The following is a 21,721-nucleotide window of genomic DNA, read 5'->3' on the forward strand; positions in this document are numbered from 1 at the left end:
ATTACAATAACGATAGAATCAAGTCTAATTTAAACAAAATGAGCCCGATACAATATCGAGCTCATTATTATCAAAATTAATTATAAATTTGTCTAAACTTTTGGGTGCAGTCTAGATTGGGGCTTTTTTTTGTTTCTAGCCTCAAACGCGAGACTTAGTAAAACCGTCTAAGTTAATTGCAAATTCTGTTTTTCAATGGTAACATTAAAATTTATATCTGCTTTTAATGCTTTAAAAACTTTCAATATTGTGTCAATAGTTGCGCTATTTGTACTGCTTTCAAGTTTAGAAATCTGTGCTTTTTTTACACCAATAAGTTCACCCAATTGTTCTTGAGTTAAATTTCGTTCTTGTCGGGCTTTTTTAATCATGCGCCCTAAAATATCCATACGAAGTTCATATTCATATTTTTCTCTTTCTTCAGTGCCAATGTTTCCGATATATTTATCTTTCATTTCTGAAAGTGAAGTTGATTTCATTTCTGTAGTTGCCATGGCATTACTTTTTTGGTTTATTTTCAAAATATTTTGCTCTTATTTTACTCGCTCTTTCTATTTCGTTTGTGGGAACTTTGTCTACTTTTTTTACAAATCCGTGGGTTGCAAAAACTAGCGTATTTTTATCATCTGTTTTGTCCCAAAAGGCCAACAATCTAATTTGAAGTCCGCCAAATCTTGTTCTAAACTCCCAAATATCATGCTGTAATTTTTTGAATAATTTTGGGTCATTGGTTTGTTCTGCAATGTCAATGGTATAGAAAATTTTAGAAATCGTTTTTTGGTCCAGTTTTGCTATAAATTTCTCGGCTTCTTCTAAAAATCTTGTTTCGAAATATTTCAAACGTATAATTTTTACAAAGATAGATAAAGTTTCTAAATTTAGAAACTTTCTCTATCTTTTTGATTTTTGAAAGTTGATCAGGAACACTTTGCAGAGCGAGGTGCAGTGATTTATTGTTTTTCAACGAATGATTCCCAAAAATGGACTAAAAGAAACGTATCGTCTAAATTCTTAATCTTATATTCAGAATTTATGTAATTATTTACATCTACATTTTCAAAACCTTCTCCTTTGCATAATTTCTCATTTATATTTTCATAAATTTTGTCGTCATCTTTGCTAAATCCTGGAAGACATATAGCAATTCTATAATTGTCAGACTTAGTTTTTAAATCATACACAACTAAAACAGACCTTAATTCTCTTGGTTTAGTTATAATGTTTACCCCAAGAACATTGTCTGGAAATTTATAGTTTATCCAAAATGGATTTTTAATGATTTCCTTTTCAGGAAACTTTATTTGTTCTCTAACTATTTCAGCATTTTTATTAAATAAATATAAATGACCAAGTTTTTCAAAAGCCATCAAATAAGCTATTTTTAGCAAGGAGATTGTTGCTAATCTTTCATTTGCTTTCTTTGGCTTTTTAAAAGTAAAACTTAACTTATTAGTCCATCCAGTATTAATAAAATCATCACTAAAAAAAGGTGATTTATATTCATGAACTTGACTATTTAAAAATTTGTTTTGTGTTTTCGGATTGTTATTTTTACTATCAATATTGATAATTATTTTTCCATCGTTATCAATTTTAATATTTGCATTTACACCTTTACCTTCGGTGGAATCGTTAAAAAATTGTGTTTTAATTTCTGCATTAGGTTTGAAATTTAAAGCATCAATTTCTAATAATGCTGTTAAAATCTCATTATCTATTTTATGCCCTGCTTCTGAATTACATTTTTTGCATGTCAAAACACTTCCTTTTCCTCCAAGTGATTGTGGTGGATTATGCTCAATAGTCATCGGGTTTATTTTATCAAATAAATCAGCCTTTTCAAAATAAATTAAACAAATAGGGCAGTAGCAACCAAAATCCTTATCAAAATTATTTTTTAAGCTTGAATTATCTTTAATAAATTTAAAATTTTCGGAGTAAATGTTAAATAACAGTTCCTTTTTTGCTCTATTGTTCATTTAATTACTATTGTAGTTTATCATTGCACCCAACTTGTATATAGGTCTGACAGCGTCCGACATATACACCCAAAATGGGGTAGCTTTATCTGATAACCGTCAGTATTCATTTCTCAAATATAATCAAATTATTCTCACAAATATAAATTGCTATTTCTTAAAACTAAATTCATCTGTAAAATCATTTCAGGAAAAACATTGATACTGATTTCAGTATGAAATGTACAACAAGAAATAGAACGGTTGTTAATTAAAAGTTAAACCAATGAATACTATTCAATTTACTGGCACTAAAATTTATTTTTGATATTGATTAACCATTAAAAAACCACTAAATGAAGAAACTTTTCATTTTAGCCGCAATCGCTGCAGCGATGCTTGTTCCCACCACCCAATTTGCACAGTCCAAAAAGAAAAAAGATAAAAATGCCGCTGTAGTTCCTCCTCCCGAAAAGAAACCGGAAACCACTATCAAAGAATACAGCAAGGTAATTACTAAAGATGCCGTTTCTGACCAAGGATTGTTTACGGTACACAAAGTAGATAAAAAATATTTCTTCGAAATCCCTAATAAATACTTGGATAAAGACATGCTTTTGGTGAGTCGTTTGTCTAAATTGCCTTCTAATTTAGGTGGCGGATACGTAAACGCAGGTTCCGAAACCAATGAGCAATTGATTGTTTGGCAGCGTTTTCAGGATAAAATTCTTATCAAGTTAAAATCGTTCAGTGCGGTTGCCAATGACAGTTTGCCTATCAGCATTTCGGTGAAATCCAATAATTATGAGCCTACCTTATTTGCTTTTGATATCGTAGCCTTCAGCAAAGATTCCGCAAATACGGTGATTGATGTCACTAAATTTTATGGCACCGATGTGAGAGCTATCAGTGGTTTATCGGCAGAAATGAGAGAAACCTACAAAGTCAAAGGAATGGATGATTCCCGCAGTTTTATCAATACAATGAAAAGTTTCCCGATGAACATTGAAGTGATTCAGGATTTCACGTATAACGCTTCTAAACCGCCTGTTCAGGAAGATTCAGAAACGATAAGCATCCAAATGAATCAGTCGATGATTTTATTGCCTGAAAAACCAATGCAACCTCGATTAGCTGATCCACGTGTGGGATGGTTTACGATGAATCAAATCGACTATGGAAGCAACGAATTGAAATCAGACAGCAAAACCTTTATCCGTCGTTGGAAATTGGAGCCTAAAGATCCTGTCGCTTACGCAAAAGGCGAACTGGTTGAACCAATAAAACCTATTGTGTATTATTTAGATCCTGCTACGCCTGAAAAATTGCGCAAGTACATCAAACAAGGAATTGAAGATTGGCAAAAGCCTTTTGAAACAGCTGGTTTTAAAAATGCGATTATTGCCAAAGACGCACCAACGAAGGAACAAGATCCTGATTTTAGCCCGGAAGACATCCGTTATTCCGTAATTCGTTATGTGGCGAGCACGACTCGTAATGCCGTTGGACCCAGCGTTTCTGATCCAAGAACGGGAGAAATTATCGAGAGTGATGTAATTTGGTACCACAACCATTTGCGTTCGTACAGAAATCGCTATTTATTAGAAACGGGAGCTGCAAATCCTACAGCAAGAACATTGAATACAAGTGATGAAGAAATGGGTGAAATGATGCGTATGGTTATCGCTCACGAAGTAGGTCATGCTCTTGGTTTTCCTCATAATATGGGTGCAAGTTGCGCTTATGACACTGAAAATTACAGAAATGGTGATTTTACACAGAAAAACGGAATCGCAGCCAGTTTGATGGATTATGCCCGTTTTAATTACATCGCACAACCTGGAGATAAAAACGTTCGTTTTATACGCCAAATGGGACCTTACGATCATTATGCTACTAATTGGGGATACAGAGTTATTCCAAATGCGACTTCACCAGAGGTTGAAGTGCCTACATTAGACAAATGGATTATGGAAAAAGCCGGAAATCCTATTTATAAATTCGGAAAACAAAGCAGTAGTTTTGACCCGTCTTCACAAACGGAAGATATTGGAAATAATTCAATGAAAGCGGGTACTTACGGACTTAAAAACTTGCAATATGTAGCGGCACATTTACCAGAATGGACGAGTGATGTGACTAACAATTACGAGGATTTAGATGAGTTGTACAAAGAGATGATGGATGTATGGAGCAGGTATGTAGGGCATGTGGTGACTAATGTTGGAGGTGTTTATGAAGCTACCAAAAAACCAAACCAAAAAGGAAGTATTTATGATATTGTACCAAAAGCAAAGCAACAAGAAGCAATGCAATGGTTGCAGGCCAATGCTTTTGCATCTCCAACATGGTTGGTAAATGTGAGCACATTGAAAAATATTGATTATTCTGGTTACACTGAGCGTTTTAGAAATTTGCAAGCCAGACATTTGAATAGTATAATGAGTTTTGAGCGCATTGGCCGATTGATGGATGCCGAAATTATGGGTACTGCTAATTATAAAGCGTTGGATTTATTGGGTGATATGCGCAGAGGAATTTGGAAAGAAGCTGGTTTAGGTTCGAATGTGACTATTTACAGAAGAAATTTACAGCGTGCTTATATAGAAAGAATGAGTTACCTGATGAAAGAAGAAATTAAATCAGGTCGTCCTTCTGACTATTATAATGTGGCGCAATCGGATGTGAGAGGATTGGTTAGAGGTGAATTGACAACTTTAAAATCTACTTTATCAGTTGCTAAAACCAAAGCTGTAAATGCAGAAACAAAATACCATTATGAAGATGCGATTAAAAGAATCGACATGATATTAAATCCAAAATAATACTATTTAGTATTCTACTATAATGAAGAATCCGCTTTGAGCGGATTTTTTTATTGCTATAACTTGAGATAAGTGATGCGATATATTTATTAATGGACAGGAAACTCAAAAAAATAACTTTTCCCAATAAGAAACAGCAAGCCATGAATGAAAGCTACTGGCATGAATTTTAGTGTATTTAGATAAGAATCATAGGTTTTATTGTGATAATTTGTAATCACAAAAGGAGAAGAATTAGATGTAAGATATAAATTGGTTATCCTTTTATTGTCCATCATATTTTTTTCGTTAAAACTGGAAAAGTAAATTTCTTGGTTTTCCTTTTTTAAATGGATAAGATCAAAAACGGAGAGCGGAACGGTTTTATTTGTGGAATAAAAAAGTATTGATTTAGAAACATCAATTAAAATCCATTTTTTTAATTCCTTGGAATAGATTTCATTAAAAGCATGTCCGCCTTTAATACATGGGTCGTCTGACGCTATTTTTAATCCCCATTCTTTTACTTTTAAATCGTTTATAACACAGAAGTTATTATATACTTGAGAAAAATCACTGCAAACGCCACCTTCGCCATTTATCATTTTTCTTAAGGTTGAATCTGAGGATTTACCTAATCCGGGACCTCCTTTTATATAGTTTCTCAACCAAACGGCTATTTGTTTTGCTTTATCAAGATCGCTTATTGCAGTTTCATTCTTCGCGAAAATTAATGGATTTAGTTCAAAATAAATTTCGGGAATTTCAGTAGTCTTGTTTAAGTTATTGTAACAAAAACTTTCAATCCTATCAAAAGTGACTTTTTTGGAAAGTAAACTAAATCGTATTTTGTACAATAAGGGATGTCTTCGGAAATACCAGATTAAAGATCTACTCATTTTTCAATAATTTATCATGTTAGTAAACAATTAAAATAAAGAAATGCCATTTACAAACAGTTTGCATTTAATAGTTTGTAAATCAAGTAGGTAGTGTCAAATATAAGAAAAAAAATAATTCAAAAGCATAAAAAAGCCCCAATATGGGACTTTATTTTTTTGAAAGAAAAAATTTCAATCAGTTCATTGTAAATGATTTATTTCATTGGAAAATTAGCTTCGAAAGCCTTAAATCGGATGTCTAAATCTTTAAGCAATTGCTTTTTTACTGAAGCCTCTTTTATAAAACTGTAATTAATACTGTTGTAAACAAATTGCTTGATATCCGTATACGAAACGTCTTTATATCTTTTGGCTAACAAAACATATTGCTCAGTCATATTGGTGCGTAAAATCCCTGCATCATCTGTGCTGATTACGATAGGAACACCAAATTCTTTATACAAGGTCAGCGGATGACGGCTTTCTTTCACTTTCAAAATGAACTCGTTACTCACTAAGTTGATTTCGATAGGAATGCTTTTCTTCGCCATGTAGCGCAATAAATTATAGGAATCTTTCTCGTACGCCATAGCTACTCCGTGACCAATACGATTTGCTCCTGCGGTATAAACGGCTGCGCCAATGTGCCAAGTCAGCTCTTCCGGTTGCACCAATCCAAGAGTCAGCTCGCCGGCATGCATCGTGTATTTCACATTTGGATAACGGGAATGACAGTATTTAAACATCATCATGTGCAACCAATAATCTTTCATCGAGGTTTCACCATCTTCCGGAGAAACAATGTTAACTCCCGCCATCAGCGGACTTCCATCTGCTGAAATGAATGCGATTACCAGATTTTTAAATAAATCTACGGGTTCCATGAATCGCAATACAAAATTTTGATACCGCATCGTAAATTGTTTATCATCAATTTTAAGGTCTTTGTGAAGCTTAGCTACAAAATTGGTGTTAAACGCTGTGGCATACGACTCAGCATCTTTTTTCAGGAATGAATTGTATAACGAATCAAGCGACTTAGTAATGGCTTTTTCATCTTTTGCCAAAGCCAATTTTCGCAATCTGGAATTGAATTGTGTCAAATCATCGGTAATCATTGTGGTTGGAATCGTAGATAATTGCGTTTCAATATAACATACATTTTCCGAAATAGCTCTGTTTTTTAGTTCCAATAAACCTTGTCCAAAATTCCCTTTGATGGCCGGTTCAAACTTCATAAAGGATTCAAAAAACAACTTATCCGATGGGTAATCCACATAATTATAGTCTTTTACAGACCATTTTTGCATAATTTTTTGTTTGTAAGCCTCTAATGTTCCGTTGCTTTTTAATGTCGAAAATTGTTCCCAGTTTCCGGTTGAGGGTCTTTCTTTTAGAACATCCATCGTTTCGGTATTGAGATAAAAATCATCTGCAATAGCGCGTTGTAATAAGGGTTCAGCATAAATCGAACCGGAATAATGGTGGTGCAAATCGCCTCCTTTTGGCATTTGGGAAAAGAAAGCGGTTAGTTCCGCTTCGTTGTTTCTAATCTTTTCAAAATAGTCATTTGGTGCTTGAGAATAAGCACTATTCAATACCGTTATAAAAAGGAAAGTATATATTAATTTCATGTTTTAAATTTTTATCGAAAGGATGGTTTGCCAAATCTTTCAATTAGTAAGTGAGTATTTTTTAACCAATGTATGAGTTTCAAAATCAATTTATTATAATTTATACTACTTATTTAGGGTACAAAATCATAAATTTTAAGGAACATTTCAAGTAAAGGTAAATTTTCGCCAAATTTACGCAATTCCGATTTCTATTTTACACATCGAATAAAAAGTTTTATTTTTGCCACTCTCTGAAAAAGGAGTTTGATTTTTTTTCTCAGTCATACTACTTGGATTTAATCCTATTGCACCAATTTATTAATACAGTTTTGTATTATTTTTATTGACTTCTATCGGGATTTTTATTTTAGAAATTCCAATACCACTATTGACATATCCAGTTATCTAAAGCATGAAAAAATATTTTAAATTATTTGATTTTAAGCAAGTTGTTGATTATAAAACAGAAATCTTAGCAGGATTAACAGTCGCTATGACTATGATTCCAGAGTCGCTTTCTTTTGCGATATTGGCTGGATTCCCGCCATTAGTAGGTTTGTATGCCGCTTTTATAATGGGGTTGGTTACCGCAATATTGGGAGGCAGACCCGGAATGGTTTCAGGAGGAGCAGGAGCAACCGTGATTGTTTTGATTGCTTTAATGAAGTCAAATGGGCTAGAATATGTTTTTGCAGCAGTTGCTTTAGCGGGGATTTTACAAATTTTAGTGGGCGTTTTTAAACTCGGAAAATTAATCCGTTTAGTGCCGCAGCCCGTAATGTTTGGATTTGTGAATGGATTAGCGGTTGTTATTTTTATGTCACAATTGGAACAATTCAAAACCATTGTCAACGGAAAAAGCGAGTGGCTTTCTGGAAGTCCCATGTTGATTATGCTGGGTTTAGTTGCGTTGACAATAGGGATTGTATTCTTTTTTCCAAAAGTTACCAAAGCAGTTCCGGCATCATTAGTAGCTATTATTGTAGTTTTTGCCTTGGTTTTTTTCTTTGGAATCGAGACCAAAACCGTACGTGATATTGCTTCAGTAAGTGGTGGTTTTCCGCCATTTCATATTCCGAATATTCCAATAAATTTTGAAACGCTGCAAATTATATTTCCGTACGCTTTAATCATGGCTTCCGTTGGATTAACGGAAGGCTTATTAACGTTGAATCTTGTGGACGAAATCACGGAAACAAAAGGAAACGGAAATCGAGAATGCATTGCGCAAGGAAGTGCAAATATTTTGAATGGTTTTTTCTTCGGGATGGGAGGATGTCCTATGATTGCTCAAACTTTAGTGAATCTTTCGGCTGGTTCCAGAGCGCGATTGTCCGGAATTGTCGCTGCGTTGACGATACTTGGAATTATTTTATTTGGTGCTCCAATAATTGAGCAATTACCTATGGCGGCTTTGGTTGGCGTGATGATCATGGTGGCAATTGGAACATTTGAATGGGCGAGTTTTATAATCATCAATAAAATGCCAAAGCACGATATTTTTGTTGGAGTATTGGTGGCATTGATAACTATTGTCTTGCATAATTTGGCTTTAGCCGTTTTAATTGGAGTAATTATTTCTGCTTTGGTTTTTGCTTGGGAAAGTGCCAAAATAATTCGGGCCAAGAAATATATGGATGAAAAAGGAGTGAAGCATTATGAAATATATGGTCCTTTATTTTTTGGATCGACAACTGCTTTTTTAGAAAAATTTGATGTTGCAAATGACCCAAATGAAGTTATTATTGATTTTAAAGAAAGTAAAATTACCGATATGAGTGCGATTGATGCCGTGAATAAAATTACGGAACGGTATGCAAAGCTCAATAAAACAGTTCATTTACGACATTTAAGTGCTGATTGCAGAACGTTATTAAAAAATGCTGATACCGTGATAGACGTAAATATTCTGGAAGATCCTACTTATAAAATTGCAGCCGATTAGTCTTTAGGATTTGTTGTTATTTCTTTATTTTTTAGGCTTGTTTAAATTATCATTCATTCTCGCTTGAATGATTTTTTTTAAAAGTGCTTCAGGAATTGGTTTTTCAGGAGTAAAACGGATGGTACCGCTGGCTAAACTGAAATCTTTTAATTCGTCTTTAAATTGTTCAACAGTGGTTGCATTCCAAGGATAAAAACTACAATGATTTTTGAATGCCGCAAAGCTACATAACATGCCATGAAATTTATAAGCAGGCATTTTATAACTAATGAATTCTTCCGCTTCTGGCGCTACTTTTTTAATGATTTTCCGTAAGTTTTCTAAAGTAACTCTTTGTTCTTCCGGTAGGTTAATTAAATAGTCGTCAACAGCATTACCTTTATTATTGTCAGTGAAATTAGTCATAGTTATTTTATTTTCATTCTTAAATTAGTGAACGGATTGATTGGCAAAAATCATTTTTTAGGATTAGATAATTCCCATAATCAACAAAACGGCAAATAGGATAAGCATGAAAGTCACTATATTCTGAATGGTTGTTTGGGTAACTTTTTTTAGTAATTTATTGCCAAAATATGCTCCAATAAATGCCGAAAGTGTTGCTAGAATCAGTAAAGTGTAATCAAATTGACTTTGATTGTTCAGTATTTGTTTGGAATAAACGGTTAGTCTGGAAATGTCCACTAAACAAGCGATTACTACGCCGGTTGCAATGAAGGATTGTTTGGATAAATTGGCTCTTATTAAAAAAGCAGCTCTCAAAGCACCTTGATTCCCGGAAAGTCCACCAAAAAAACCACTCAAAATTCCTCCTATAGGAAGGTATTTCTTGTCAAACTGTAAGTTGGTTAAACTAGGAACGACTTCAAATAAAGAGAAAAACAGCAGCACAATTCCAATAATTAGTTTTATTGGCATAATTTCAAAAGTGTGATTTCCTATTTGATAATCCGTTAGCGGTTGCATATCTGTCAATAAGGAAAGTACATAAGCGCCAAGAAATGCAAAAATAATTGCAGGAATCCCAAAGCGTAAAACAACATTTAGATTAGCGCTTTTCCCCAATAAAAACAATTTAAATAGATTGTTTAGAAAATGAACTATTGCAGTAAGTAAAATAGCCATTTCGATTGGGAAAAATAGTCCAAAGACTGGAACAAGCAGTGTTCCAAGTCCAAATCCGGAAAATAATGTCAAACCGGAACCTATTAATGCAGCAAGACAAATGATGATATATTCCATTTTATTTTAGATTTAAAATAAGAAAGCTATACGAAAGGTTGCGTTTCGTTTTCGGAATAATTTAAATCCGTATGGAAGGTTTCTTTTAATTTCCAAAGTGCCAAAATTGAAATTACCGATAATAATGTTCCAACAATCATTGCCGATTTTAAGATGTCGCCTTCAAAAACAGTGTCTCTGAAAAAGCCATAAATGATAATAATCAGAGGCAACGAACCCCGAACAAAATTAGGAACCGTTGTAGTTACTGTTGCACGAATATTTGTTCCAAACTGCTCTGCTGCAATAGTGACGAACAAGACCCAATATCCTACGGAGAAGCCCATAATAAAACAAAGGAGATAAAAAGTGGATGCTGAAATTCCAAAAGCATTAAGGAACATAAAAACCATAATCAGATTAAAAGTCAGAAATAAGTACATCACTTTTTTTCGACTTTTCAGCCACTGACTTAATAATCCGCTGGCAATATCTCCAAAAACCAATCCTCCGTAACACCAAGCGATTGCTTTTCCTGCGGCAATCGTTTCGAAGCCTTGAACGCCTAATGCTTTGGCAAATTCTGGGGAGAAAGTAATCAATACGCCAACTAAAAACCACAACGGAATTCCGATAAGAATACATTGGATGTATTTTGAAAAACGTTTTTTATCGGTAAATAATGAAAGGAAGTCGCCTTTTTTCTCATTGCTTTCCTGTACTTTTTTGAACATGCCCGATTCAGAAATACTGATTCGTAAAAACAATAAAAGAAGTCCTAAAACACCACCAGCATAATAACACAAACGCCAATCTTGAAAAATCTGATAGACTAAATAAGCTACCACCGCACCCGAAACACCTACAGATGCTACAATCATCGTTCCGTAACCTCGTTTTTCTTTGGGCAAAGATTCTGTTACCAAAGTAATTCCTGCGCCTAATTCCCCTGCAAGACCAATTCCCGCTATCAATCTCCAGAACGCATATCCATCAACGGTGGTCACCATTCCGTTAGCAATATTGGCCACCGAATAAATTAAGATAGAACCAAATAAAACAGAAATTCGTCCTTTTTTATCACCTAAAATTCCCCAAAGAATACCGCCAAAAAGCATCCCGAACATTTGCATACTAATCAAAAATTCTCCCTGATTCCTGATGGCATCACCGGTTAACCCTAAATCTTTTAGACTGTCGGTACGAACGATTCCAAAAAGCAATAAGTCATAGATATCAACAAAATAACCCAGTGCGGCCACGATTACTGCAGCATTCAGGATTCGGACTGGCTTTTCAGTTTCAGGGGATAAAGTAGTACTCATTATTATTTGATTAAAAGTTGCATCAATAAGTCGGTTTGTTCGTCATTTCCTAACGTAAAAACGTGTTTGTCAAATACAACAAATCCATTTTTAGCATAAAATCGAAGTGCTCTGTGATTTTCTTCCCAGACACCAAGCCAAATATATTCAACACCAGTGTGTTGTGCAATCTTTTTTACTTCGTCAAGCAACAGCTGACCAATGTTTTTTCCATGAAAAGTTTGCAAAACATAAATCCGTTGTACTTCTAAAGCATTTTCGTTGATGGTTTCGGTTTGGGCATCACCAAAGTTTATTTTTAAATATCCAACAGCTTCTGTATTCGAATACGCTACATAAAACTGAGAATTTGCATTGTTCAATTCAGCCGTTAATTGTTCCGTATTTAAGCTGTCTTTTATATAATTGGCAATATTTTCGGGTGTATTTACAGCAGCAAAAGTCTCTATAAAAGTTTGGATACTTATCTTTTGGATTGTTTCCAAATCGGATAGTGTTGCTTTTTTAATTTCAATTGGGTTCATAGCTAAAGAAAGGTTGTTTGGTTTATTTACAACTCAAAAATAATTAAATTAGGGAACAATTTTCATTATCTATGGCACTATTAAACAAATCAATTTAAAGATTCTTGATTTCTTGATTTCAATTAGTACTTTTGGGAGAATTAATAAAAAGAACTCGAAAGAGTATTGTGTATGAAAATTGTAATATCGCCAGCCAAGTCTTTAAATTTTGAAAAAGAGTTACCCACTCAATTGCACACCGAACCTTTATTTTTAAAAGAATCACGACAAGTTCACAAAGTTTTAAAAGAAAAAAAGCCCACTGATTTATCAGATTTAATGAGTATTTCAGATAAACTGGCTGATTTGAACTGGAAGCGAAATCAAGATTGGAAAACACCTTTTACAACTTCAAATGCACGTCCGGCAGTGTATACTTTTGATGGTGATGTGTACATTGGATTAGATGCCTATTCGATTTCTGAAAAAAAGATAGAAGTTTTACAAGATCGTTTGAGAATATTATCCGGTTTGTACGGCTTGCTAAAACCATTGGACTTGATTCAGGCGTATCGACTGGAAATGGGAACCAAATTACCCATTGGCGAAAGCAAAAACCTATATGAATTTTGGAAGCCAACCGTTACTAAAGCTTTGAATAAAGAGCTTGAAAAAGGCGAGTTGTTTGTTAATTTAGCAAGTAATGAATATTTTTCGGCAATTGATACTAAAGCGTTGAAAGTTCCAGTAATAACGCCGGAATTCAAAGATTACAAAAATGGAAAACTTAAAATAATCAGTTTTTTTGCTAAGAAGGCGAGGGGAATGATGGTGCGTTATATTATTGATACCAACGCTCAAACGATAGAAGATTTAAAAGGTTTCAATTACGATGGATATCAATTTGACGCTAATTTATCGGAAGGAAATCATTTGGTTTTTACCCGCTAATATATTTTAAACAAATATAAAAAACGCCGTTTTCATGATGATAACGGCGTTTTTTTATGTTTGGATTTTAATGCATTGCATCGGCAGGATTGATTTTGTTTTTCCCTTTTTTTATCAAAAGTATAAAAGGAATACAAAATAAAAATAACGCGCCTAAGTATAAAAAGATGTCCATGTAAGAGAGTACGGAACTTTGTACCATTACTTTGTATTCAATGGCTTTGTAGGCTTTTGCCAAAGCTTCATTCTCAGAATAGCCTTTGGACATGAATCCCATTTTCAGTTGTTGCACCGTTTTTTGTACTTCATAAGAAGTCACATTAAGATGCGAAATAAGATTTACTCGGTGTTCTTGATTGAATCGGGCAATAAAAGTGGTGATAATGGCAATACCAAAAGAACCTCCCAATTGTCGCATCATTCCCGTAAAAGCAGCTCCTTCACCAATACTTTTTCCTTTTAAAGTAGATAATGAAAGTGTAGAAATAGGAACAAATAACAATCCCAATCCAATTCCTCTTAATATCAACGGCCAATATAAATGCTCTTCTCCAGAATCTGGTGTGATGACTTGTTGCATCCAATACGAAAAAAAGAAAAACAACAAAAATCCGGCAGCAACCATATACGCTTGCGGTACACCACGCTGAATCATTTTACCAATGAATGGCATCATAATTCCGGTCGTAATAGAACTTGGAATTAGCAATAAACCGGCATCCAAAGCACTCCAACCTAAAACTGATTGTGTGTAAATAGGAATGATAAAGGTAGAACCATACAATCCGAAACCTAGAATAAAACACATAATCGTTCCTATTCTCAAGTTGGTATCTTTTAAAACCCTTAAGTTGACAATGGGATGTTTATAAGTAAGTTCTCTCCAAATAAAGAGCAGTAAACCAAAAATAGAAATAACAGATAACAATACAATCGTACTATTATTGAACCAATCGTCTTGCTGACCGTGTTCCAAAACATATTGTAACGACCCAATAAAAGCCGTTAAGAGAAAAATTCCCCACCAATCGACCTGACTGGCTTTTAGTTTGTCACCATAATTAGGACTTTTTACAAAAGATAAAGTCAATAAAGTAGCAATAATTCCGATAGGAATGTTGATGTAAAAGATATACGGCCATGAAAAATGATCTACAATATAACCTCCCAAAGGCGGTCCAAGAGTAGGCCCTACAATAACCCCCATTCCGTAAATAGCTTGCGCCATTCCTCTTTTGGCAACAGGATAACTTTCGGTAATTATGGTTTGCGCAGTTACTAATAAAGCGCCACCGCCTAATCCTTGAATGAATCTAAAAGCAACTAATTCCCAAATATTATTGGCATTACCGCATAAAAAGGAAGCGACTGTGAAAATAATGATGGAAACCGCAAAATAATTCCGACGCCCAAATTGTTGTGACATCCAGCTCGTCATAGGAATCACAATCACATTTGCAATAGCATAAGCTGTGATTACCCAAGCCACATCAGTAAGTGATGCACCAAGGCTGCCTCGCATATTGTTTAAAGCTACATTTACAATTGTAGTATCTACAATTTCAAGCATAGCACAAAGAACGGCTGTAATGGTAATTATGACTCTTCTAAAGCCATATTCTACTAAATCATCTTCTCCTGTTTGTACCATTTTATACTAAAGTGTAAACTATCATTTTCTTAAAAGTATTGCCGTTTTTGCCATTTTGGAAATCACCAAAAGGGTGAATTTATTTTAAATGTACATCTACATCCACATTCATTCCCGGGCGAAGTAATTTTATTTTCTCAGGATCATTAGAGGTGTTCAAACTTATTTTAACGGGCAATCTTTGAATTGTTTTCACAAAGTTTCCTGTAGCATTATCAGGAGGAAGCAATGAAAAGCGAGAGCCTGTAGCAGGTGAGAATGAAGTGATGGAACCTTGGAAATCGTAACCGGGATACGCATCCACTTTTACCGTAACTTTTTGACCGATTACCATTTTGTTCAATTGAGTTTCTTTGAAATTAGCAATTACCCAAGCTTCTTTGTTATTGATAATATAAAATAACGATTGTCCCGGTTGCACTAATTGTCCTGGTTGAATGTCAATTTTAGAAACCTGACCATCAATCGCAGCAGTTACAGCGGTGTAAGTCAAATTTAATTTTGCCGCATCAAGCAACGCTTTAGCTCTTTTGATATTGGCAGCAGCCACTTCCGTTTGTTTGTCTGAAACTTTAGATTTAGCTACAATAACCGATTTTTGAAAAGCACTCGCTCTTTGTTGTTGTTGTAAAACGCGCACTTGGCTTTCTGCTTCCAATTTTGCAGCCAGAGCTTGCTCGTATTGTTGTTTTGTAATCGAATGACTTTTGTACAAATTGTTATATCTGTTGTAATCACTCGTAATACGATCCAATCTGATTTTTGCCGATTCGATATTTCCACCCGCAGATTGCACATTAGCATCAGAAACTGAAATGTTAGCCAAAGCACTTCCAATATCCGCTTTAGAAACTTCAAAACTACCTTCAGCGCCAACCATTGCAGCATTAGCTTCTTCAATTTTCAGTAGGTAATCTCTTTTATCGATAGTAAAAAGCGTATCGCCTTTCTTTACAAAATCATTGTCTTTGATGTACACTTTATCCACATATCCTGAAACTCTTGGAATAATAGGATTCATGTTTTTTTCAATTTGCGCATCGTCTGTTTCTTCGTGAGCCAGGGAATGCATGTATTTATAAGTTCCGTAAGTTCCACCTAAAACTACCAAAGCCACTAGGATAATAATAAATTTTGTATTTGTTTTTTTCTTTTCCATGGTAGGTATGATTAGTTTTTTGAAATAGTAAAGGTTTGAAATAATTGTCCAGTTACCGACAGTAACTCGTAGTATTTTTGAATGGTATTTGCTTGCGCCAATGCTTTATTGATTTTTGAACTTAGTTGCTCCACATCAGCTTCCAGTAAATCATTCGTATCCGAAAGTCCGTTGTCATATTTGTCTTTTATGATTCGGTAATTTTCCGAAGATTGTTCTACTGCTTGTCCGTAAACTACATTTTGTTTCAAAGCTAAATCATAATCTTCAATTGCTTTTTGAACCTGAACTTTAATATAATCCGTTAATATAGCTTCGGAGTTTTGTACTTCAAGGAATTTATTTTCAGCCAGTTTTACCAGCGTTCCGTTTTTAAGAATGGCACTCAAATCATAGGAAATACCCACACCAATATTCATCGCATTTTGTACGGTGATAACATTGCTCAAGTCTAATGTAGTATAACCGCCAATGATTGCAATTGCAGGATAATAGGAACCTTTAGCTATTTTGATATTGGCTTCACTTGCTTTTCCTTGGAAACGAATTGCTTCTAAATCTTTACGATTTTCTAATGCCGGCAACTCATTTGTTGGGACATTCGTCATTTGGAAATCGGCAAAATCACTTTCACGAATCTCTAGTTTGGTATCTGGATTTAATTTTAAAAGCGTAACCAAATAAAAGTTGATAATTTTCAAATTATTATTCGTCTCGTCTAATGACAATTGAATTTTAGAGGCTTGTAATTGAGATTTTAGAAGGTCGTTTTTAGGAATAATTCCATTTTTTTCGAGCTCAATAAAATCGGTTACACGTTGTTGTGCACTTTTTTGATTTTCTTTCAGCAATTCAATTGTTTTTTGCGCTTTGTACAAACCAGCATAATAATCAATTACGCGCAAAGCGATTTCTTCTTTGGTTTGTGATGCTGTTGCCATTTCAGCTTCATAAAGATTCTCATAAACCTTGATACTGTTTTGGATTTTAAAACCAGAAAATACAGGAACACTGGCGTTCAACTGTCCAATAATCAATTGATTTACTATAGGAAGCGGTTCTTGTGAACCGGAATTATTTTGGTTGATTTTAAAATCTACCGATGCATTTGCCAATCTTTGGTATTGACCCGATAGTTTCAAATCAGGATATTGATTGTTTTTTGTGGATTGCAGCTCGTACTTTTTAGTTTTCACTTTTGTATTGGCCAGAGTAACTTCATTGCTCTTGGTCCAAGCCAAATTAATGGCTTCGTTCAATGTTAAACTTGTTTTTTCTTGTGCTGCTACGGATGAAATTCCAATAAAGAAAATCCCAAAGAGCATGAGTTGACTAACTTTCATATATCAGAAGTGCTTTTATAGTTTGTTGAATGTGCTTTGTCAAATTGGTTTTGATGTAATTGTTGTATAAATCTTCGGTTTTCAAGTTTAATAAATTTTCGAAGAAAGGTTTATTCATGTGAAAATGAAAGAAAGTACCCAGAATGGTGGGTGCGATAAGCGGAATAATAACGTCTTTTCTGAAAATGCCTTTTTTCTGGCCTTCCTCGATAATGCTTTCAAGGGATTTTAAATTTCCTTTTTTTAATTCAGAAAAAGCCTGGAGATTTTGTTCTCTCTTTTTGGAGGTAAATTCAAAGTGTAGAATTCTATAAATACCTCGGTTGCTATTGATTCTATTGATGTACAGTTCAATCAGCTTATTGATTTTGTCAATAGGTTCCAGATCTTCCTGTAATAAGTTTTCTAATTGATTTTTAAGATCCGAAGTTCTGTAAACAATAAGCGATTCCAATAATCGCTCTTTGGAACCAAAGTAATACGAAACCATGGCAATGTTGATTTTTGCCACTTTTGCTATGTTTCGAATGGAAGTACCGTCAAATCCTTTCTCTGCAAAAAGCGTTTCTGCAACTTCGAGAATTTGAATTTGTTTATCGTTAAAATTACTTTTCAATGGAATCTAATTTTTTCAAAAAACAAAACTAAACAAGTGTTTAATTTAAACAACTGTTTAGTTTTTATTTAACATTGTTTTAACATTTTAAATAGAGCCAGAATAAAGTTTATAACAACACTAATCTTCTTCCGAAATTGTGAATATCTATTTTAGTAATGCTGCTTTTTTTAAGCTCTAAAATCTATCTTTGACATCCTTAAAAAAAAAGAGATGAGCACAATTTGGTACGAATGCAAGGTAAAATATAGAAAAACGGATGAAACTGGCGGACAAAAGATTACGACAGAACCGTATTTGGTAGACGCGTTATCCTACACAGAAGCCGAAAGCAGAATCAATGAAGAAATGTCGGCGTATATCAGTGAAGAATTCAAAATCACCAATATAAAAGTGGCTAATTATGCTGAGATTCATCCTTTCGAAAATGCGGATCGTTGGTTTAGATCTAAAGTTTCATTACTAGCGTATGACGAAGAAAGCGGTAAAGAACGAAAGACCAATATGTATTTATTAGTGCAGGCTAATGATGTAAAAGAGGCCTATGATAACACCACTAGTGTGATGAAAGGTACGATGGGCGATTATACCATTCCTGCTATTTCAGAATCACCTATTATGGATGTTTTTCCTTATTTCAGTGGGGAAGAAGGGGAACTGGAACAATTAGAACGATTCAATGCGCTTAAAGGTTCTAAACCGGAAGCAGCAGTAGAAATTGTGGATCACATGGAATTTGAAACGGTTCCAGAAGAAGAAGTTGCAGTTTAAGATAAGTTGTTCTCAAAAAAAACACCGCAAATTCGCATCGTATAGAAACAGTTACCAACTATTTTTATCTGCGAATTTGCGGTTTTTTAATTGTAACCCTAAGTTTTTCATAATTTCAATTAGTCTAGTTTCGCTAAGACTTTTTCGTAAGCTTTTCTAGGACTTCCTCTAAAATATACTTCTCCACAATACGTATAACCCGAACTTTCAAAAATTTTCATCATAGCGGGATTGTCAAAATTAGTGTCTGCTTTTATGCTGTAAATGTTGTTGTTTACCGCAAATTCTTCAATGTATTTGAGAATCATTTTAGCCAAGCCTTTACCCAAGTACTTCTCCGAAATGGCTACGCGGTGCATGACAACAAAATCATCATTCGTCAGCCACTTTCCTTCAATTTTCTCATAGGCAGGTTCGTCATTGATAAGTACGGCACTGTAACCGATGATTGTTTCTCCGTCTGCCAAAACAAATCCTTCTCCTTTTTCAATGTCTTTTTGTATGACTTCTGGATTTGGATAACCGTCTTGCCATTGGGTACTCCCATCTTCTTTTCTGCGTTGTATAGCTTGTTGTAAAATTTCCCATACCGGAGCTATTTCAGATAGTTCCGCTTTTCTAAAGTGATAATTCATTCTTGTAATTTAAATTTTTTCGGTTAACGAATAGGCTTTAAAAGTACAAAACAAACTTTAAGTTTTGCAAATTCAAATTACAGGATGTATTTATTTTTTAGAAGAGTATTTTCAATCTAGCTTTTCACATTATATGTTGTGAATGCTAGCGCGAGCGTCCCGCTCGTGAACACTAATTAAGAGTAAATAACCTTGCTTTCCGAAGTGTTTGTTGTGTATGCTGCGCAAATGTCTCTGACTTTGCGTAATTTTCAGCATCTGTTTAAATTAGGTAGTATCATAAAAGTCTCTGACTTTTGTACTATTTCATTGCTGATTGTATTTTACAAAAGCATTCGAATCTAAAACATTGATGATTGAATTATCTGCTTTTTCTATTTTTAATAATCCGGAATCATTTATGTAATTGCTTGCGCTGGAATAAATATAGTGTGAAGCCTTTTCAACTAAACCGGCTCTTACTGGATTCAGATGAATGTAATCTAATTTAGACCACATAAATTTATTTGTATAAATTTCTTCTGCATGATTACCGTATTGCCAAAATTGATAATTTTTGTTTCTTGTATGCTTTTCTGCTGCTAGTTTGAAGCGTTCTAGCATCCATTCTTTTCGGCTTTCTGGTACAGCTTGGATTTTATCCAAAATGTTTTTCGCAGTGAATTTTTTGAAATCTCTTATCAAATCTGATAATTTCCCATCCTCAGATTGAATAATTAAATGAATGTGATTGCTCATAATAACATAACCATACAAAATCATTCCTTTGTTTTTTATGCAGTAATCCAAAGATTCTATTATACTATCTCTGTAAGTTTGCCTGGTAAAAATATCTATCCAATCGACAACAGTTGCTGTTATATAATGTGGTAAAGTCTGATCCCGAATTACATAGCCTTCTTTCATCTTGACGTATTTTTACTATAAAAATAACGATTTTAATGACTTGTTTGTGTTTTTAAATTTAAGACGATGAAAGTCAGAGACTTTATGGCTTTTTTAGTTTTAATGATAAGTTCATAAAATTGCGCAAAGTCAGAGACATTTGCGCAGCATTTACGAGAAATTTATTTTTTAGAAGAACACTTTGCGGAGCGGGGAGGATTTTTTAGGAGGTTTAGTTTTAGTTATTTTGTTAGCATTTTGTATTACAGGTTTAATAAAATTACTTTTTGACGATTGAATTCCGTGATTATTTCCGGCAATATAATTTTCAGCAATAATTGTTGGTTTAATTCTTTCTAATTCTTTTTTTTCTATGAATTCTAAATATTTAAAATACCCGCCTTTTGATTTGGCCAAAATTCCTTTTTCAGTTAATTCAAACCAATCGGGTTCTTTAGATATGTATTTAAGGTATCCGAGTTTAGCACCTAAAGTTACAGCTCCATCAGTAATTCTAAAGAATTTTTCGCTTTCGATTGATGAGTCTAAGTATTTTTCATTTAAAATATTCATAGAATTGTTTTGTTCGGCAATTTCCGACTCAATTATTATGATGTCTAAGTATTTGTATAATATTTGTTCCTTGTTTTCCATTTTTCTGGTTCTCTAAACTGTTTGCCAATGTTCTGGCGCTTGGAATGGCTAGTGAGTTAATAGCAGAGTATTTTTGGCTAAAAGAAAATACGATTAAAATGATAATTCCACTAAATCCGCAAATCGATTGAAACGTGTGTTTTCAGATATTTTTTATTACTTACCAACCTTCTTTTGACGTATTTGAAACGCTTTTTTCTACAGACAACATTGTAGATTTCATATCATTTATTAAATTAGTATTTATTTCATCGAATGATAGTCTAGTTTCTGCTATGAATGATTCTTTTTTCTCTTTTCCGATTAATCCTTTTTTGAGATTTTTTTCCATAGCGTCAATATATATTTGAACTTGATCGGCTCTGTTTCCATTCAAATTAATACAATTCATTGTCATATCGTTGTATCCATAATCATCTGTTGCAATTTGAATTAATTTATAGATAATTCGATATTTATTATCCTTTATGTTTATCTCAATTAAGTGATTGAATTTCATAGTAGAAAATTCAGTTGCAATTTTAGGATTTAGAACTTTGCCTGGATTTTTAAATTTTACTTCATTTATACCTTTAATTATTATGGTTCCTGATTCTAAATCGTTCATTTGAATTACATTTTTCGACGAATTATAATTTATAGAAATCCATTTGTTAATTGAAGAAAAAATTTCTGATTTTGTTTTTTCTTTTACTTCAAAAGTACCTGCTATTGTTTTTTCCTCTAATTTATATTCTTGCGCATTTGATATTGTTGTTATAAACAACATTAATAAAATAAATTTTCTCATAGTTTTAATTTTT

21 protein-coding genes are annotated in these 21,721 nt (G+C 33.8%); 4 read left to right on the forward strand and 17 right to left on the reverse strand.

Annotated features, from left to right (window positions below):
* Positions 1 to 167 precede the first annotated feature (167 nt).
* From QLS31_RS09910 to QLS31_RS09920, 3 genes are all read right to left on the reverse strand, one after another.
* Positions 168 to 494 (reverse strand): helix-turn-helix transcriptional regulator, encoded by a 327-nt coding sequence (locus QLS31_RS09910; protein ID WP_282715911.1) that lies wholly within the window; start codon positions 492 to 494, stop codon positions 168 to 170.
* A gap of 4 nt (positions 495 to 498) precedes the next feature.
* Positions 499 to 840, reverse strand: coding sequence for a type II toxin-antitoxin system RelE/ParE family toxin (locus tag QLS31_RS09915; protein ID WP_282743714.1), 342 nt, complete (start codon positions 838 to 840; stop codon positions 499 to 501).
* A 110-nt stretch (positions 841 to 950) separates the two neighbouring features.
* Positions 951 to 1,979, reverse strand: coding sequence for an HNH endonuclease (locus tag QLS31_RS09920; RefSeq protein WP_282743715.1), 1,029 nt, complete (start codon positions 1,977 to 1,979; stop codon positions 951 to 953).
* Between the two features lie 335 nt (positions 1,980 to 2,314).
* Between QLS31_RS09920 and QLS31_RS09925 the strand changes: the two genes are divergently transcribed.
* Positions 2,315 to 4,783, forward strand: a complete 2,469-nt coding sequence (locus QLS31_RS09925) for a zinc-dependent metalloprotease (protein ID WP_282743717.1) — start codon at positions 2,315 to 2,317, stop codon at positions 4,781 to 4,783.
* 89 nt (positions 4,784 to 4,872) lie between these two features.
* Here the strand turns inward: QLS31_RS09925 and QLS31_RS09930 are convergent, their stop codons facing one another.
* Together QLS31_RS09930 and QLS31_RS09935 are read right to left on the reverse strand one after the other, a co-directional pair.
* Complete coding sequence (locus QLS31_RS09930; protein ID WP_282743718.1) at positions 4,873 to 5,661, reverse strand: hypothetical protein; 789 nt, start codon at positions 5,659 to 5,661, stop codon at positions 4,873 to 4,875.
* 197 nt (positions 5,662 to 5,858) lie between these two features.
* Positions 5,859 to 7,277: an adenosine deaminase gene (locus tag QLS31_RS09935; protein ID WP_282743719.1), complete on the reverse strand. Its 1,419-nt coding sequence runs from the start codon at positions 7,275 to 7,277 to the stop codon at positions 5,859 to 5,861.
* A 394-nt stretch (positions 7,278 to 7,671) separates the two neighbouring features.
* Between QLS31_RS09935 and QLS31_RS09940 the strand changes: the two genes are divergently transcribed.
* Positions 7,672 to 9,204, forward strand: a complete 1,533-nt coding sequence (locus QLS31_RS09940; RefSeq protein ID WP_282743720.1) for a SulP family inorganic anion transporter — start codon at positions 7,672 to 7,674, stop codon at positions 9,202 to 9,204.
* A 24-nt stretch (positions 9,205 to 9,228) separates the two neighbouring features.
* On the opposite strand, the gene QLS31_RS09945 is transcribed toward QLS31_RS09940, so the two are convergent.
* From QLS31_RS09945 to QLS31_RS09960, 4 genes are all read right to left on the reverse strand, one after another.
* On the reverse strand, positions 9,229 to 9,609 hold the full coding sequence (locus tag QLS31_RS09945) for a DUF1801 domain-containing protein (RefSeq protein ID WP_282743721.1): 381 nt from the start codon (positions 9,607 to 9,609) through the stop codon (positions 9,229 to 9,231).
* Positions 9,610 to 9,672: 63 nt separating this feature from the next.
* Positions 9,673 to 10,446, reverse strand: coding sequence for a sulfite exporter TauE/SafE family protein (locus QLS31_RS09950; RefSeq protein ID WP_282743722.1), 774 nt, complete (start codon positions 10,444 to 10,446; stop codon positions 9,673 to 9,675).
* A gap of 26 nt (positions 10,447 to 10,472) precedes the next feature.
* On the reverse strand, positions 10,473 to 11,750 hold the full coding sequence (locus tag QLS31_RS09955; RefSeq protein WP_282743723.1) for an MFS transporter: 1,278 nt from the start codon (positions 11,748 to 11,750) through the stop codon (positions 10,473 to 10,475).
* A 2-nt stretch (positions 11,751 to 11,752) separates the two neighbouring features.
* On the reverse strand, positions 11,753 to 12,274 hold the full coding sequence (locus QLS31_RS09960; RefSeq protein WP_282743724.1) for a GNAT family N-acetyltransferase: 522 nt from the start codon (positions 12,272 to 12,274) through the stop codon (positions 11,753 to 11,755).
* Positions 12,275 to 12,445: 171 nt separating this feature from the next.
* On the opposite strand from QLS31_RS09960, the gene yaaA reads away from it, so the two are divergent.
* Positions 12,446 to 13,204 carry a peroxide stress protein YaaA gene (gene yaaA, locus QLS31_RS09965; protein WP_282743725.1) on the forward strand — a complete coding sequence of 253 codons (759 nt, stop codon included), beginning with the start codon at positions 12,446 to 12,448 and terminating at the stop codon, positions 13,202 to 13,204.
* Positions 13,205 to 13,271: 67 nt separating this feature from the next.
* On the opposite strand, the gene QLS31_RS09970 is transcribed toward yaaA, so the two are convergent.
* The 4 genes from QLS31_RS09970 to QLS31_RS09985 all read right to left on the reverse strand — a co-directional run bounded on the left by QLS31_RS09970 (position 13,272) and on the right by QLS31_RS09985 (position 17,979).
* Positions 13,272 to 14,855 carry a DHA2 family efflux MFS transporter permease subunit gene (locus tag QLS31_RS09970; RefSeq protein WP_282743726.1) on the reverse strand — a complete coding sequence of 528 codons (1,584 nt, stop codon included), beginning with the start codon at positions 14,853 to 14,855 and terminating at the stop codon, positions 13,272 to 13,274.
* 79 nt (positions 14,856 to 14,934) lie between these two features.
* On the reverse strand, positions 14,935 to 16,014 hold the full coding sequence (locus QLS31_RS09975) for an HlyD family secretion protein (protein ID WP_282743727.1): 1,080 nt from the start codon (positions 16,012 to 16,014) through the stop codon (positions 14,935 to 14,937).
* Between the two features lie 11 nt (positions 16,015 to 16,025).
* The gene (locus QLS31_RS09980; RefSeq protein WP_282743728.1) at positions 16,026 to 17,357 is read right to left on the reverse strand and encodes a TolC family protein; all 1,332 of its coding nucleotides are present in this window, start codon (positions 17,355 to 17,357) and stop codon (positions 16,026 to 16,028) included.
* A complete protein-coding gene (locus QLS31_RS09985; RefSeq protein ID WP_282743782.1) occupies positions 17,347 to 17,979 on the reverse strand; it encodes a TetR family transcriptional regulator in 633 nt (210 codons plus the stop codon). Before QLS31_RS09985 ends, QLS31_RS09980 begins: the two co-directional genes overlap by 11 nt.
* Before the next feature lie 207 nt (positions 17,980 to 18,186).
* On the opposite strand from QLS31_RS09985, the gene QLS31_RS09990 reads away from it, so the two are divergent.
* Positions 18,187 to 18,744, forward strand: coding sequence for a DUF4494 domain-containing protein (locus QLS31_RS09990; RefSeq protein ID WP_099715818.1), 558 nt, complete (start codon positions 18,187 to 18,189; stop codon positions 18,742 to 18,744).
* Between the two features lie 119 nt (positions 18,745 to 18,863).
* On the opposite strand, the gene QLS31_RS09995 is transcribed toward QLS31_RS09990, so the two are convergent.
* From QLS31_RS09995 to QLS31_RS10010, 4 genes are all read right to left on the reverse strand, one after another.
* Positions 18,864 to 19,379: a GNAT family N-acetyltransferase gene (locus QLS31_RS09995; protein ID WP_282743729.1), complete on the reverse strand. Its 516-nt coding sequence runs from the start codon at positions 19,377 to 19,379 to the stop codon at positions 18,864 to 18,866.
* A gap of 306 nt (positions 19,380 to 19,685) precedes the next feature.
* Complete coding sequence (locus QLS31_RS10000; RefSeq protein ID WP_282743730.1) at positions 19,686 to 20,285, reverse strand: transposase; 600 nt, start codon at positions 20,283 to 20,285, stop codon at positions 19,686 to 19,688.
* A gap of 168 nt (positions 20,286 to 20,453) precedes the next feature.
* Positions 20,454 to 20,918, reverse strand: a complete 465-nt coding sequence (locus QLS31_RS10005; RefSeq protein WP_282743731.1) for a hypothetical protein — start codon at positions 20,916 to 20,918, stop codon at positions 20,454 to 20,456.
* 160 nt (positions 20,919 to 21,078) lie between these two features.
* Positions 21,079 to 21,708 carry a DUF4468 domain-containing protein gene (locus tag QLS31_RS10010; protein WP_282743732.1) on the reverse strand — a complete coding sequence of 210 codons (630 nt, stop codon included), beginning with the start codon at positions 21,706 to 21,708 and terminating at the stop codon, positions 21,079 to 21,081.
* Between the last annotated feature and the right edge of the window lie 13 nt (positions 21,709 to 21,721).

This window comes from Flavobacterium sp. XS2P24 (genome assembly GCF_030010285.1).
GTDB lineage: Bacteria > Bacteroidota > Bacteroidia > Flavobacteriales > Flavobacteriaceae > Flavobacterium > Flavobacterium algoritolerans.